At 66.5% G+C, this 13,537-nt stretch carries 14 protein-coding genes; 6 read left to right on the top strand and 8 right to left on the bottom strand.

What is annotated here, in order from left to right; translation table 11 throughout:
- Positions 1 to 39 precede the first annotated feature (39 nt).
- Positions 40 to 696: an alpha/beta hydrolase gene (locus ACFSCW_RS08315; protein ID WP_380888379.1), complete on the top strand. Its 657-nt coding sequence runs from the start codon at positions 40 to 42 to the stop codon at positions 694 to 696.
- 18 nt (positions 697 to 714) lie between these two features.
- Positions 715 to 1,170: a hypothetical protein gene (locus ACFSCW_RS08310; protein ID WP_380888378.1), complete on the top strand. Its 456-nt coding sequence runs from the start codon at positions 715 to 717 to the stop codon at positions 1,168 to 1,170.
- Here ACFSCW_RS08310 and ACFSCW_RS08305 read toward each other — a convergent pair.
- Together ACFSCW_RS08305 and ACFSCW_RS08300 are read right to left on the bottom strand one after the other, a co-directional pair.
- On the bottom strand, positions 1,167 to 1,328 hold the full coding sequence (locus ACFSCW_RS08305; RefSeq protein WP_380888377.1) for a hypothetical protein: 162 nt from the start codon (positions 1,326 to 1,328) through the stop codon (positions 1,167 to 1,169). The two genes, ACFSCW_RS08310 and ACFSCW_RS08305, sit on opposite strands and share 4 nt — an antisense overlap.
- Positions 1,325 to 2,227 (bottom strand): threonine ammonia-lyase, encoded by a 903-nt coding sequence (locus tag ACFSCW_RS08300; RefSeq protein WP_380890059.1) that lies wholly within the window; start codon positions 2,225 to 2,227, stop codon positions 1,325 to 1,327. Before ACFSCW_RS08300 ends, ACFSCW_RS08305 begins: the two co-directional genes overlap by 4 nt.
- A gap of 217 nt (positions 2,228 to 2,444) precedes the next feature.
- Here ACFSCW_RS08300 and ACFSCW_RS08295 point away from each other — a divergent pair, with 217 nt between their 5' ends.
- The 4 genes from ACFSCW_RS08295 (at position 2,445) to ACFSCW_RS08280 (ending at position 5,751) form a co-directional block, all read left to right on the top strand.
- Positions 2,445 to 3,629 (top strand): type III PLP-dependent enzyme, encoded by a 1,185-nt coding sequence (locus tag ACFSCW_RS08295; protein WP_380888376.1) that lies wholly within the window; start codon positions 2,445 to 2,447, stop codon positions 3,627 to 3,629.
- Positions 3,630 to 3,743: 114 nt separating this feature from the next.
- Positions 3,744 to 4,823: a 1,9-bis(guanidino)-5-aza-nonane synthase gene (locus ACFSCW_RS08290; RefSeq protein WP_380888375.1), complete on the top strand. Its 1,080-nt coding sequence runs from the start codon at positions 3,744 to 3,746 to the stop codon at positions 4,821 to 4,823.
- A 68-nt stretch (positions 4,824 to 4,891) separates the two neighbouring features.
- Positions 4,892 to 5,320, top strand: coding sequence for an MAPEG family protein (locus ACFSCW_RS08285; protein WP_380888374.1), 429 nt, complete (start codon positions 4,892 to 4,894; stop codon positions 5,318 to 5,320).
- Positions 5,320 to 5,751 (top strand): MAPEG family protein, encoded by a 432-nt coding sequence (locus tag ACFSCW_RS08280; RefSeq protein ID WP_380888373.1) that lies wholly within the window; start codon positions 5,320 to 5,322, stop codon positions 5,749 to 5,751. The genes ACFSCW_RS08285 and ACFSCW_RS08280 overlap by 1 nt, the downstream gene beginning before the upstream one ends.
- A 6-nt stretch (positions 5,752 to 5,757) precedes the next feature.
- Here the strand turns inward: ACFSCW_RS08280 and ACFSCW_RS08275 are convergent, their stop codons facing one another.
- The 6 genes from ACFSCW_RS08275 to ACFSCW_RS08250 form a co-directional block, all read right to left on the bottom strand.
- Positions 5,758 to 6,939: a class I SAM-dependent RNA methyltransferase gene (locus ACFSCW_RS08275; protein WP_380888372.1), complete on the bottom strand. Its 1,182-nt coding sequence runs from the start codon at positions 6,937 to 6,939 to the stop codon at positions 5,758 to 5,760.
- Positions 6,936 to 8,294 carry an NAD(P)H-hydrate dehydratase gene (locus tag ACFSCW_RS08270; protein ID WP_380888371.1) on the bottom strand — a complete coding sequence of 453 codons (1,359 nt, stop codon included), beginning with the start codon at positions 8,292 to 8,294 and terminating at the stop codon, positions 6,936 to 6,938. The genes ACFSCW_RS08275 and ACFSCW_RS08270 overlap by 4 nt, the downstream gene beginning before the upstream one ends.
- Positions 8,295 to 8,314: 20 nt before the next feature.
- A complete protein-coding gene (ilvD, locus tag ACFSCW_RS08265) occupies positions 8,315 to 10,036 on the bottom strand; it encodes a dihydroxy-acid dehydratase (protein WP_380888370.1) in 1,722 nt (573 codons plus the stop codon).
- A 9-nt stretch (positions 10,037 to 10,045) separates the two neighbouring features.
- Positions 10,046 to 10,795, bottom strand: coding sequence for an N-formylglutamate amidohydrolase (locus tag ACFSCW_RS08260; protein WP_380888369.1), 750 nt, complete (start codon positions 10,793 to 10,795; stop codon positions 10,046 to 10,048).
- A gap of 244 nt (positions 10,796 to 11,039) precedes the next feature.
- Positions 11,040 to 11,858: a 4-(cytidine 5'-diphospho)-2-C-methyl-D-erythritol kinase gene (locus ACFSCW_RS08255; RefSeq protein WP_380890058.1), complete on the bottom strand. Its 819-nt coding sequence runs from the start codon at positions 11,856 to 11,858 to the stop codon at positions 11,040 to 11,042.
- A gap of 29 nt (positions 11,859 to 11,887) precedes the next feature.
- On the bottom strand, positions 11,888 to 13,537 hold the full coding sequence (locus tag ACFSCW_RS08250; RefSeq protein ID WP_380888368.1) for a tetratricopeptide repeat protein: 1,650 nt from the start codon (positions 13,535 to 13,537) through the stop codon (positions 11,888 to 11,890).

Here is a 13,537-nt window from a genome sequence, read left to right as displayed (position 1 = left end):
CAGCGCCAGCTTCCCGGCCGGTTTTTACATCAAGGTGCTATGCCCGAAGTGATTTTTCCCGGCCCCGAGGGCCGTCTCGAGGGTCGGTTCGCTCCCCCGCCGCGTCCACGCGCGCCCGTTGCGATGATCCTGCATCCGCATCCGCAAGCGATGGGGACGATGAACAACCGCATCGTCCAGGCGCTCTATCAGACCTTCGCGCGCCGCGGGTTTGCGACCCTGCGCTTCAACTTCAGGGGCGTCGGCAAGAGCCAGGGCGTGTTCGACAATGGCGTGGGCGAGCTGTCCGACGCCGCTTCCGCGCTCGACTGGGTGCAGAGCTTTCACCCGGAAGCCCAGCAGACCTGGGTCGCGGGCGTCAGCTTCGGCGCCTGGATCGGCATGCAGCTTTTGATGCGCCGCCCCGAAGTGCGCGGCTGGATCTCGATCGCACCGCCGGCGAACATGTACGACTTCAGCTTCCTCGCGCCGTGCCCGGCCTCCGGCATCGTGATCCAGGGCGAAGCGGATGAGGTGGTGACCCCGCCCGCGGTCCAGAAGCTGGTCGACAAGCTGCGGACCCAGCGCCACATCACTGTCCATCACGACACGATCCCGGGCGCGAACCACTTCTTCGAGCATGAAATGCCGCAATTGATGGCAAGCGTGGACAAGTATCTCGACTTCAGACTGGACCCGAGCTGCCCGATCAAGTGATCTGAAAAGGCTGGAGATATGGCCGTTCGCGAGAAGCTGCTGCTGGACCTGTTCACCGAGATCGCCGTGGTCGAGCATCTCGTCCGCAACCATCTCGGCACGATCGAGGTGACCGGGCTGACCGCAGGCCAGTTCGGCGCGCTCAACTACTTCGTCCGCAACAATCGCGAGCAGGAGCGCAAGTCGGTGCTCGCCTGGGTGTTCCAGGTGAGCATCCCGGACATCGAAACGCATCTGAGCGCGCTCGAGGAGCACGGCTATATTGGGCGGATCGGCGAAGGCGACGACCAGATTATCGGCATCACCGCCGCCGGCCGCTCGGCGCATGCCGATTCGGTCCGCGCCATGGCGCCGGAGATCGAGCCGCTGATGTCCGAGTTCGCGGACGAAGATCTGGAGAAAACCGTCGCGGTGCTCCAGGAAATCCGCCGCATTTTCGACAATCTGCCCGAGCGCGCCGCGGCCTCGGCCTAGACCGCCCAGATCAGCACGTTTCCGACCAGCACGGCGGCGGCGATCAGCATCAGCCAGCCGCGTTTCTCGCTGCGCCGAAGCTGTGCGACGCCGCCGATGACCAGCGCGATCGCCGCCAGCATCGCTACTGACAGGATCAGCGCAGAAGGACCGGTCACGCCAGCCCCGTCATGCGGACAAACGTCGCCGCGTCGACATTGCCGCCGGACAGCAGCACAAGCGTACGGTCCGAAGGCGCGACCTTGCCGGCGAGCAGGGCCGCCAGCGCTGCGCTTCCCCCCGGCTCCAGCACCAGCCGCAGGTTTTCGAACGCCCAGCGCATCGCCGCGCCGACCTCGGCATCGCTGACCGCCACCCCGCGCGCGTCCCGGCCTTTCAGGATGTCGAAGGTCAGCGGCGCGACTTTCAGCGTCTGGATGGCGTCGCAGGCGGTCGCCGGCGGGTTCGGGCCGACCGGCACGATCTCGCCGCCCTCAAGCGAGCGTGTCATATCGTCCCAGCCCTCCGGCTCGACGACGACCATCTCGGCTTCGGGCACGGCCAAAGCGAGGCCCGCGGCCAGTCCGCCGCCACCGCAGGGCGTCACGATCCGGTCGGGCGGATCGAGCCCCAGCGCGGCCATCTGGTTGCACGCCTCCAGTCCCGCAGTTGCCTGTCCTTCCACCACCCAGGGATCGTCGAAACTCGGCACCACGACCGATCCGCGCTCCTGCGCAATCCGCGCCGCGATCGCTTCGCGGCTCTCGGCCATGCGATTGTAGAGCACGACGTCGGCGCCTAAGGCCCTTGTGTTGTCCAGCTTCTTCGCTGGCGAATCGGCCGGCATCACGATCGTGGCGCGGATGCCCAGGCGCCGCGCCGCCCAGGCCACACCTTGGGCATGATTGCCCGAAGAGAAAGCCACGACTCCGCGCCCGCGCTCCTCTTCGTCCAGGTCGGTGAGTCGATGCCAGGCGCCGCGCAGCTTGAACGCGCCCATCGGCTGCAGCGATTCGGCCTTCAGATACACCGTGCGCCCGCCGATCTCCGCTTGCAGCAGCGGCGTCGGGGTCACGATAGTTTCCAGCTTTCTCAACGCCTTGACGATACCGGAAGGATCAGGCTGCCGCCCTGAAATCACGCTTTGCCTCCAAAATGAAACATGGCTCAATTCCATGCTTTACAGGGGGGAGCCCCAAACATATATCGCGCGTCCGCTGCCCCATGGGACTTCCACCGCAAGGCAGCTTGTTGCCAACGACGCCCGGTTGCCGGGCACATGGAGGTCCCTTGAGTTGCACAAGCACCATAGCGCGCTGGGGCTAGCTGCCGCCCTTCGACCGATCAATCCGGTCACGCTCATTCGTCCGCACGCCGCCCGGCGCGCTGCCCGATTCTTCGTCGAGAAGTTTCCGGGCAAGACGCTCTATGCGGTGAAGGCGAATCCGTCCCCCGATCTGCTCCGCATCCTGTGGGACAGCGGTGTCACGCATTACGACGTCGCCTCGATCGCCGAGGTGCGGCTGGTGCGCGAGACGCTGCCCGAGGCCGTGCTGTGCTTCATGCACCCGGTGAAGGCCGAGGAAGCGATCGCCGAGGCGTATTTCTCGTTCGGCGTCCGCACCTTCTCGCTCGATTCGATCGACGAGCTGGAAAAGATCACGCGCGCCACGAACGACGCGACCGACCTGACGCTTTGCGTCCGGCTGCGCGTGTCGTCCGAGCATTCGAAGCTAAGCCTCGCGTCGAAGTTCGGCACGGCGCCCTCGGAAGCGAAGGCGCTGCTGTTCGCGGCTCGCCAGGCGGCCGACACGCTCGGCATCTGCTTCCATGTCGGAAGCCAGGCAATGACGCCCGACGCCTATGCGCAGGCGATGGAGCGGGTCCGCCAGGCGATTGTCGAGGCGGCCGTGACGGTCGACGTGATCGATGTCGGCGGAGGCTTTCCCTCCTCCTATCCCGGCATGGAGCCGCCGCCGCTCGAGCTGTATTTCGAGACGATCCACCGCGCGTTCGAGAGTCTGCCGATCAGCTATTCGGCGGAGCTGTGGTCCGAGCCGGGCCGAGCGCTCTGCGCCGAATATAGCTCGCTGGTCGTGCGCGTCGAACGGCGTCGCGGCGATGAGCTGTACATCAACGACGGCGCCTATGGTGCGCTGTTCGATGCGGCACATGTCGGCTGGCGCTTTCCGGTCACGCTGCTGCGCGAGCCGGACAGCCGCGCCAAGCCAATGGGCTTCAGCTTCTACGGGCCGACCTGCGACGATCTCGATCATATGACGGGACCGTTCATGCTGCCGGCGGACGTGCAGGCGGGCGACTATCTCGAGATCGGGATGCTCGGCGCCTATGGCTGCGCGATGCGGACCGGCTTCAACGGCTTCGGCCGCGCCGAGACGGTCGAGGTGGAAGACGAGCCGATGGTCTCGTTGTACATGCCCACGGAGCGCGAGGTCGCCTCGAACGTCGTCAAGCTGTAACGGCGGATCATTAGCCGGCACGAACTCGGCGGCGGCGTGCTACCGGCGCGCCGCCGCCTCTCGGGTTTCCGCGTCCCCTTAATGACGGCGGTTCTTGAGCCTATAGGATAATCAATGACCGACACCCTGACCAAGACGGCAGCCGCGAACGCGCCGATCAACGACACCCGCAAGGCGGAATTGCTGTCGAAGCAGGTGAAGCACATCGACATCAAATCGTTCGACGCGCGCCCGATCGTCGATGCGATGAGCGACATGAGCTTCACCAGCCGCGACCTCGGCCGCGCCACGAAGATTTACAATCAGATGCTGGCCGATAAGGACTGCACGGTCTGCCTGGTGATCGCGGGCTCGACCTCGGCCGGTGGTTGCATGGATCTCTATGCCGAGCTGGTGCGCAACAACATGGTCGACGTGATCGTCGCCACCGGTGCTTCGATCGTCGACATGGATTTCTTCGAAGGCCTTGGTCACAAGCACTATCAAGCGCTTGAGATTCCTGACGATGACACGCTGCGATCGCTGTATATCGACCGCATCTACGACACCTATATCGACGAAGAGCAGCTCCAGGATTGCGACCACACGATCAACAAGATCGCGGAAAGCCTGGATCCCAAGCCCTATTCCTCGCGCGCCTTCATCCGCGAGATGGGCAAGTATCTCGTCGAGCATGGCAAGAAGGAGAACAGCCTCGTCAAGCTTGCATATGAGCATGACGTGCCGATCTTCTGCCCGGCGTTCGTGGACTCGTCCGCCGGCTTCGGCCTCGTCAAGCATCAGGTGGATGCGGCCAAGGAAGGCCGTCCGTACATGGTGCTCGATGCGATTGCGGACTTCCGCGAGCTGACGCAGATCAAGATCGAGGCCGGCACCACCGGCCTGCTGATGATCGGCGGCGGCGTGCCGAAGAACTTCATCCAGGACACGGTCGTCTGCGCCGAGATCCTCGGCCATGAGGATGTGGAAGTGCACAAATACGCCGTCCAGATCACCGTCGCCGACGTGCGCGATGGCGCCTGTTCGTCCTCCACGCTGCAGGAAGCGGCAAGCTGGGGCAAGGTGAACACCGGCATCGAGCAGATGGTGTTCGCGGAAGCGGGTTCGGTCATGCCGCTGCTGGCGTCCGACGCCTATCACCGCGGCTACTGGAAAGACCGCCCCGTCCGCGGCTGGGCGAAGCTGTTCGCTTAACGCCGTCTTGACCCTTCCTGTCTGCTCGCGCACGTTCCGTGCACGAAATAAACGGGGAGGGTCAAATCATGAAAGCCGATCTTCTGGCGCCGGCTGCGGTGCTGGTCTTGTGGACGCTCGTCATGCTGGTGTGGATGGCGGCCACGCGACTGCCGGCGTTGAAGACTGCCGGTATCGATATGTCCAAGGCCGTCGGGGGGCGCGGCCAGGACCTGGAAGCCGTGCTGCCCGCTACCGTCAACTGGAAGTCGCACAATTACGCGCATCTGGTCGAGCAGCCGACGCTGTTCTACGCCGTCGTCGGCATCCTGGCGATCCTGGGGCAGGTCAGCCAGGCCGCGGTGATGCTGGCCTGGACCTATGTCGCGCTTCGCATCGCGCACAGCCTGGTGCAGGCGACGTCGAACAAGATCGCGATCCGCTTTCCGCTGTTCGTCGCGTCCAGCCTCGTGCTGCTGTCGCTCGCGATCATGGCGCTCATTCGGACGCTCGGCTGATGCGTAGCCCGATCCTCGCGCCGATCGTGGCGCTCGTCGCATGGTCGCTGGTCATGCAGGTGTGGCTGTACGCGACCCGCATCCCGGCAATGCGCGCGGCCAAGACGCCGCTCGATCCCACTCGCCCGCCGGGCGAGCTGATGGCCACGCTGCCGCCGAACGTCCGCTGGAAAGCCGACAATTACAATCACCTGATGGAGCAGCCGACCATCTTCTACGCGGTCGCGCTGGCGCTCGCGCTGATGGATTTCGGCGGCGGCCTGAACCTAATGATCGCCTGGGCCTATGTCGCCCTCAGGATCGTCCACAGCCTTGTGCAGGCAACGGTCAACAAGATCGTCGTGCGTTTCTCGGTGTTCATGCTGGCCAGCCTGTGCTTGCTCGCGCTGACGCTGCATGCCGGGCTGCACCTGCTGTACCACGGCGGCTGACTGCAACTATTTCCGAAAGGCGGCTGCCAGCTCGACATGCGTCGACCAGCGGAACTGGCCGACAGGGACGACCCGCTCGAGCCGGTAGCCGCCCGCATCCAGAAGCTTCGCGTCCCGCGCAAAGCTTGCCGGATTGCATGAGACATAGGCGATACGCGGCGCGGATGACCCGGCGAGCTGCTGCGCTTGCGCTTCGGCGCCCGCTCTGGGCGGATCGAGCACGATCGCTTCGAACCGGTTGAGCTCGGCGGTGGCGAGCGGGCGGCGATAAAGGTCTCGGTGATCGGCGAAGATCGCAGGCCGCGCAGCTTTCAGCGCCAGAACAGCATCACGGGACGCTTCGGCGGCATAGACTTTGCCGGACAGGTTCAGCGCGAAGGTGCCAAGGCCGGCGAAAAGATCCGCGATGATGCGCGCGTCCCCGACAGATTCGCGCACGGCCGCAATCAATGCTGCTTCCCCGTCGGCAGTCGCTTGCAGGAACGCATCGTGCGGCAGTGGCACCGATGCGCTGCCCAGCGCGATCGTGACGGGCTGCGGCTCCCAGCGCGTTTGCGGACCCAGGCCATCGTCCAATGACAGGCGCGCCAAGCCGTAGCGCTGGGCGAAGTCGGTCAGCGCCTCGGCCGCCGCCAGCGAGTCTGCCGAGAGGCCTTCGAGCAGCACATCCGTCCCCTGCTCGGCAAGCGTCAGCTTGATCGTCGCGCTGCGCTTGTCCGGCAGCAGCTTGGCCAACAGCTCGCGAAGCGGCGAGACCAGCGCGAACAATTCGGGCCGAAGCACATGGCATTCGTGCATGTCCTCGATCCGGTGGCTGCGCTCCTGCTTGAACCCGATCAGCACGCGCCTGCCGATCCGCTGAGCGCCGAGGCTGGCGCGGCGCCGGGTCATCGGCGGCGACAGGTGCACGGGAGCGAACTCCGGTAACGGCAGGCCTTGCGCCTGCAGCGCAGCCTCGATCCGATGGCGCAGGAAACCGGCATAGCTCTCGTCGTCGAGGTGCTGGAGCTGGCACCCGCCGCACTCAGGAAAATGGCGGCATGGCGGCATCGGGTGGTGCGGACCGTGCTCGACCGAGCCATCGGCGCGCAGTCGATCGCCGGGCGCGGCGAAAGGCGCGAAGCGGCCGTCCGCGGTCACCCCGTCGCCTCGCGCCACGACGCGCACGATCAGATCGGCATCGCTCACAGACCGTCCGGCAAATGCCGCGCCAGATCGTCGGCCACGAACCCCTTGCCCGCGCGCGCCGCAGCCTGCGCATGCAGCCAGACGCCCGCCTTGGCGGCTTCGAACGGCGGCAAACCGCGCGCGCGCATCGCTCCGATGGTGCCAGCCAGCACGTCGCCCGTCCCCGCCGTCGATAGCCAGGGCGAAGCGCTGCTTCCGATCGCGGCCCGCCCGTCAGGCGCCGCAACCACGGTATCGGCCCCCTTGTACACCAGCACTGCCCCGCTTCGCCGCGCAGCCTCTCGAGCGCGCTCGACTTTGGACGGCTGCTCCAGATCGGGAAACAGCCGACGGAACTCGCTCTCATGCGGGGTGAGAATGTGCCCTTCCAGACCGTCAGGCCGCTCGCCCAGACAGAACAGCCCGTCGCCATCGATCACCAGCGGCCTCCCCGATCGCCGCGCGACGCCAAGCCGCGCATGCGCGTCCTGGCTGCGCCCTAACCCCGGCCCAACCACGACGCAGCCGATCCGTTCGTCATGGCAGATCAGCTCCGGGTCGCGCGTCTGCACGATCGCGTGGGAGACAGGCAGCGGCTCGTTCGCGATCAAGCGCACATAGCCCGCGCCGCTGTGCGCGGCCGCTTCGGCGGCGAGCGCCGCGGCGCCATGCATCTCGCCCGCCAGCACGACGACGAGGCCCCGTGAGTATTTATGATCCTTTGGCCCCGGCATAGGCAGCGCGGGCCGAGCGAGTTCCGTCAGGCTGGCCTCAGCCGCGATGCCGATATCGGCCGTGACGATGCGGCCGCATAAGGCCGCTGCCGGCTGGAGGAGATGTGCCGGTTTCAGCGTCGCGAAGGTAACGGTCAGGTCGAACTCGGGCGTTTGGCTCAGCACCGCGCCGGTATCCGTGTGCACGCCGCTCGGCAGATCGACCGCGACCCTTACGCGGGCCGCATCGGCCAACGCGTTCAGTTGCGCCGAAACCTCGTCGTCCAGCCCGCGCGAAAGCCCCGTCCCAAACAGTGCGTCGATCAGCAAGGGCGCAGGCCGCGCTTCACTGAGGCTCTCGACCGGGCCGCCCCACGCCGCGCGGGCTGCCGCGGCGGCCCCAGCCTTCGGCTCACCAAGCGCCGCGACTCGCACATCCATGCCGCGTGCGCGCAGATAACGGGCCGCGACATGGCCGTCGCCACCGTTGTTGCCCGGCCCGCACAGCACCAGGGTCGGCAAGGGCCCGGCAAAGCGCCAGGCCGCTTCCGCGACGCCCAGACCGGCGCGCTCCATCAGCAGTTCGACCGGCGTGCCGGCCGCGATCGCCCGTTCCTCGGCGGCGCGCATCTCGGCTGCAGTCAGGATCGGACGGCCAGTCATCAACCGGCCTCTATCGGAGATCAGATGTCCGCGTAAATGTGCGTCTCGGCCTGAGCGCCGGGATGCGTGACCGCGCCTTGGTACGCAGGCCCGACGTTCTGCGCGTAACGCCACAGGGCGCCCGCTTGATAGTCGTTGCGGCGCGGTGTCCAGCGGCTTCGGCGCTCGGCGAGCACATCGTCTGCCACAAGCAGGTCGATCGTGCCCGCCTCGGCATCGATGCGGATCGTATCGCCATTCTCCACCAGCGCGATCGGACCGCCCTCTGCCGCCTCCGGACCGACATGGCCAATGCAGAAGCCGCGGGTGCCGCCCGAGAAACGCCCGTCCGTGATCAGCGCGACCTTTTCGCCCAAGCCTAAGCCGTAGAGTGCAGCCGTCGTCGCCAGCATCTCGCGCATGCCGGGGCCGCCCTTGGGCCCTTCGTAGCGGATGACGATAACCTCGCCTTCGTTGATCGTGCGACCCTCGACGGCGGCGAAGGCGTCCTCCTCGCAGTCGAACACCCGCGCCGGCCCCTCAAACTGCAGCCGGTGCATGCCGGCGACCTTCACGATCGCGCCGTCAGGGGCGAGCGATCCGCGCAGGCCCACGACGCCGCCTGTCGGCGTGATTGGGGTGCGCGCATCGTAGATGACTTTCTGGTCCGGGTTCCACGTCACTTCGTCGATGTTCTCGGCAAGCGTGCGGCCGGTAACGGTCAGGCACTCGCCGTGAAGCAGGCCCTCGGCGAGCATCGTCTTCATCAGCATGTAGACGCCGCCCGCTTCATACATGTCCTTGGCGACATACTTTCCGCCAGGCTTCAAGTCCGCGCAATAAGGCGTTGATTTGAAGAGCTCCGCGACATCGAACAGATCGAATTCGATCCCCGCTTCGTGCGCCATCGCGGGCAAGTGCAATGCGCCGTTGGTCGAGCCGCCGGTCGCCGCAACGATCCGCGCAGCATTCTCGAAGGCCTCGCGCGTGCAGATGTCGCGCGGGCGGATGTTCCGCGCGACCAGCTCCATCACCTGCGCCCCGGCGGCGACCGCGACTTGCTCTCGGCTCGTGTAAGGAGCTGGCACCATGTTGCTGTTCGGCAATGATAAACCGATCGCCTCGCCGACACAGGCCATAGTGTTGGCAGTAAATTGTCCGCCGCATGCGCCGTGTCCAGGACAAGCGACTTTTTCCAGCTCGTGCACTTCGGCGATCGGGCAGGCGCCGGCAGCATAGCGGCCGACGACTTCGAACACGTCGACCACGGTCACATCACGACCATGAAAGCGCCCCGGCAGGATCGAGCCGCCATAGACGAAGATGCTGGGCACGTTCAGCCGCAGCATCGCCATCATCATGCCGGGCAGCGACTTGTCGCAGCCGGCAAAGCCGACCAGCGCGTCATAGCAGTGACCGCGCACACTGAGCTCGATCGAATCGGCAATGACTTCGCGGCTGACCAGCGAAGACTTCATGCCCTGATGGCCCATCGCAATACCGTCGGTGACGGTAATGGTGTTGAACCGGCGCGGCATGCCCCCGCCCTGCTCCACGCCGCGCCGGGCCGCGTCAGCCTGGGCGTCGAGCGTGGTGTTGCAGGGCGCGCTGTCGTTGCCCGCAGAGGCGATGCCGACGAAGGGACGCGCAATCTCCTCCTCCGTCAGCCCCATCGCATAGTAGTAGCTGCGGTGCGGGGCCCGCTCGGGTCCGACCGAGACATGGCGCGACGGGAGTTTGTTTTTGTCGAAACGGCTGCTCATCGCGCACGCCTATGTCCGAAAGGACCGCTCAGGCGCAAGCTTGTTGCGGCAATGCACAATCACACGCTCCAGAGTATCAACCCAATGCTCAATTTCCGCCGTCTCGCGGATCAGGTCGTTGCGCACCTCGATCGCCAGATAGGGAATACCGTTCGCTTCGGCGTGCATGTTCATCGTCGCATTCAGCAGCTTGCCCGAATAGGGTTCGTTGTCGCCGGTTTCGATCCCCACCGCACGGAGCTCGGCAATCGCAAGCCGCGCCGCGCGATCATCCTGATTGTAGAGGATCCCCACCTGCCAGGGCCGGTCGGGCCCCACGGAGGTTTCCAGCCGCGGCGTAAAACTATGCACCGCGGCGATCAGCGCCGGGCGAGTCTCGGCAACCAGCTCGGCCAGCTTCCCATGATAGGGCCGCCAGAAACGCTCGATCCGCCCCCGCCGCTCGCTGTCGGTCAGTGCATGGTTGCCCGGAATGGCATGGCCGTCGCTGCTCTCCGGGATAAGGGCGGCGCTGTCCTCCTCACGGTGCAGGTCGAGGACCAGCCGCGAAACATCGCCGAACAGACCGGGGCAGCCGAAACGCCGGCAGAGCGCCTGCCCAAGATCGGCGGCACCGATATCCCAGCCGATATGTCTGTCGATCAGCGCCGGATCAATGCCGAGGTCGATATCGTCCGGCACGTCGCGCGAGGCGTGGTCGACGACGACGAGAATGCCGGAATCTGGCGTGCCGGGAAGGAAATGATAGGCTTCGGTCACGCGGCTGCGCTTAGCCGTTCGGGCGCGCTTGTCACGCCGGTTTGGGGAACGGCGCAACAGGCGCCGCTCCCCATGCCCGATGCATGTGCCTGAATACGCGGCACACGGACCATGGACGGACGGGCGATGCTGGCGGGCAAGCCGATCCGTGCCTCCCCGATCCGCAAGCTGCGTGCCATTGCGTAAGCCATTGAAATTACGTCATGTGCCGCCGGCACCCTTGTCCCGATACCGGACGCGCGGGTCAGGCCAGTTCCGTTTCTAGACACCAGCGCCAGTCGCGGCGCGCCCCGTCGGCCGCGGTCACGCATGCGCGCCGGTCGTCGAACAGCGCGAAACAGGTCGCACCCGAGCCGGACATCCGCGCCAACGTGACGCCGGGTCGCGCACTGAGCCAGTCGAGCAGTTCTCCGATCACCGGGCATAATCCGATCGCGGGCGCCTCGAGATCATTGCGACCCTTAAGCGCCGCTTCGAGCGGGTCATCACCCCCCAAAGCCCCCCGATCGACCCCGTCCCAGGCAGCGAAGACGGGCCGCGTCGGCATCGCGACGCCCGGATTGATCAGCAACAGCGGCATCCCGCGCAAGCGGTCATCGGAAACGGGGGTCAGCACCTCGCCCCTAAGTTCGCCGCGCACGGTTCGGCCGAGCAGGCACGCCGGCACATCGGCGCCGAGCGACCGGGCGATGGGCTCCAGCGGCACATCGGTGCCCCAGAATCGCGCCAGCAGCCGCAGGGCCGCCGCCGCATCAGCAGACCCGCCGCCGATTCCGGAGGCAATCGGCAGATTCTTCTCTAGCCGTAACGCAGCTCCTAGCCCCATTCCCGCCGCATCCCGGAGAGCATGGGCCGCCTTGAGGACCAGATTGTCGGCTCCCGCGTCCAATCCCGCGGCGAACGGCCCCTCGATCACCAGAGTCACCTCCTCGCTGGGAGCAACCGAAAGCCCGTCTCCGTCCCGCGCAAAGGCGAACAGCGTCTCAAGGCGATGATAGCCGTCCGCCATGCGCTCGCGCACATGCAGCGCCAGATTGATCTTCGCCGGAGCCAGTTCCTGCATGAGCGCTGTGGGCAACCTATGTCGTTGCGTCAGCGCGCCGCGAGTGCCGGCGTGAACCCGCCTTCCGCCTTTGCCTTGGCGCGCGCTGCGACATCGGCCGAATCGGCGAACACAGCCGCGGCGCTCCACGCGTAGCGGGCCTCGTATTTGCGGCCGACCGCCCAATAGGCATCGCCCAGATGCTCGTTGATCGTCGGATCGCTGGGCTGCCCCTGCACCGCTTTTTCGAGTGTCGGGATCGCCTTGGCGACGTCGCCGACCAGATAATGCGCCCAGCCGAGCGAGTCGGTAATGGCCGGATCGTCCGGCTTGAGCTGGCTTGCGCGCTCGATTAGCGCCAGCGCGTTCTTCACATTCTCGCGCCGCTCGAGCTGTGCATAGCCTAGATAATTGAGCGCAACCGGCTGCAGCGGCGAAAGCTGGACAGCCTTTTCGAGCGCCGGTTTGGCCGCTGCCCAATCGCCGCCCTTTTCGAGCGCACCGCCCTTCAGCAGCCAGATGCTCCACGCCTTGTCGGCCATGTCGGGCGTGCGTTCGGCCACCGCGATCGCGCGGTCATAGGCCTTCGCGGCCTCCGCATGACGGTCGAGCGCGTCGAGCAGGTCGCCGGTCCGCACCAAGTCGGCGAGCGTGGCACCCGCACCTTCCGCCTTGGCCTGCGCCAGCGCCAGCGCTTCCTCGCGCCGCCCCTGCTCGGTCAGGATGCCGACGCGCGAGTCGGTCGCGGGACCGGCATAAAGACTATCCGGCGCGACTTTGGCGAGCAGCGACAAGGCAGACTCTTGCTGTCCGGCATTGGCAAGCAACCGCGCGAGCATCACTGTCGCACCGTCGTTGCTCGGATCGAGATACACGGCCAGGCGGGCCAGGGTCAGGCCAACCGGCGAGCGCGGATCGGACTGGATCGCCTCGCCCACCCGAACGAAGATCGCCGCAACACCGCCAGCCGCGTCGGGCGAGCCGGCACGAAGCGGTTTGCCGGCCTCCGCAAGCGCGCGCGCGCTGGCGATGACCGCATCGTCGCCGCGCAACAGGGTGAGCGCAGCGTCCTTTCGCCCGGCCGCGAGCAGCCGGGAAGCGACCGCGAGCTTCAGCGCCGGCGAGCCGCCACCAGCCGCCAACGCCTGAGCCTGGGCGACCGTCGCGGCCTCATCCAGCTTGCCCGACGCGATCAGCAGCAGCGGGCGCTGCTCGGAGGCCAACGCAGCCGTCAACGCGCTGCCGTTCGGCGCGTCGAGGATCGCGAACGGATCGCTTTGTCTGCTTGCCTGCGCCACCCAGGCGCGGAGCACCGGCACCATGAAATCGAAGCTGCCGTCCTTGCCCAGCACCTCGACGGCGGCGTTGGCCGCAGCCCAGTTCTTCGTCTTGAGGGCCTGCGACAGATAAAGGAGCTGGCCGTCGGCAGGCAGCGCGCCCGCTTTGTCGAGTGCGGCGGCCGCTTTCAGCGCAAGCGCGATATCGCCCGCCACCAGCGCCTGGCGATACGCGCGCGCCGCGATCGATGCATCATCCGGCCGCACAGCCAGAACCGCCGAATAGGCCTGAGACGCCTTGTCCAGCGCGCCGTCGGAGCCCGCGAGCCGCGCTCGCGCATAAGCGGCGAGCATCGAGGGCTGCACGGCGGCCGTCGTCTTCTTTGCTTGCGCGCCCGCCGGGATCAGCAGAGCCGCAGCCAA

It is taken from the genome of Sphingomonas tabacisoli (assembly GCF_042678385.1).
Taxonomy (GTDB): domain Bacteria; phylum Pseudomonadota; class Alphaproteobacteria; order Sphingomonadales; family Sphingomonadaceae; genus Sphingomonas_B; species Sphingomonas_B tabacisoli.
This window is presented reverse-complemented; position numbering and strand designations above follow the sequence as displayed.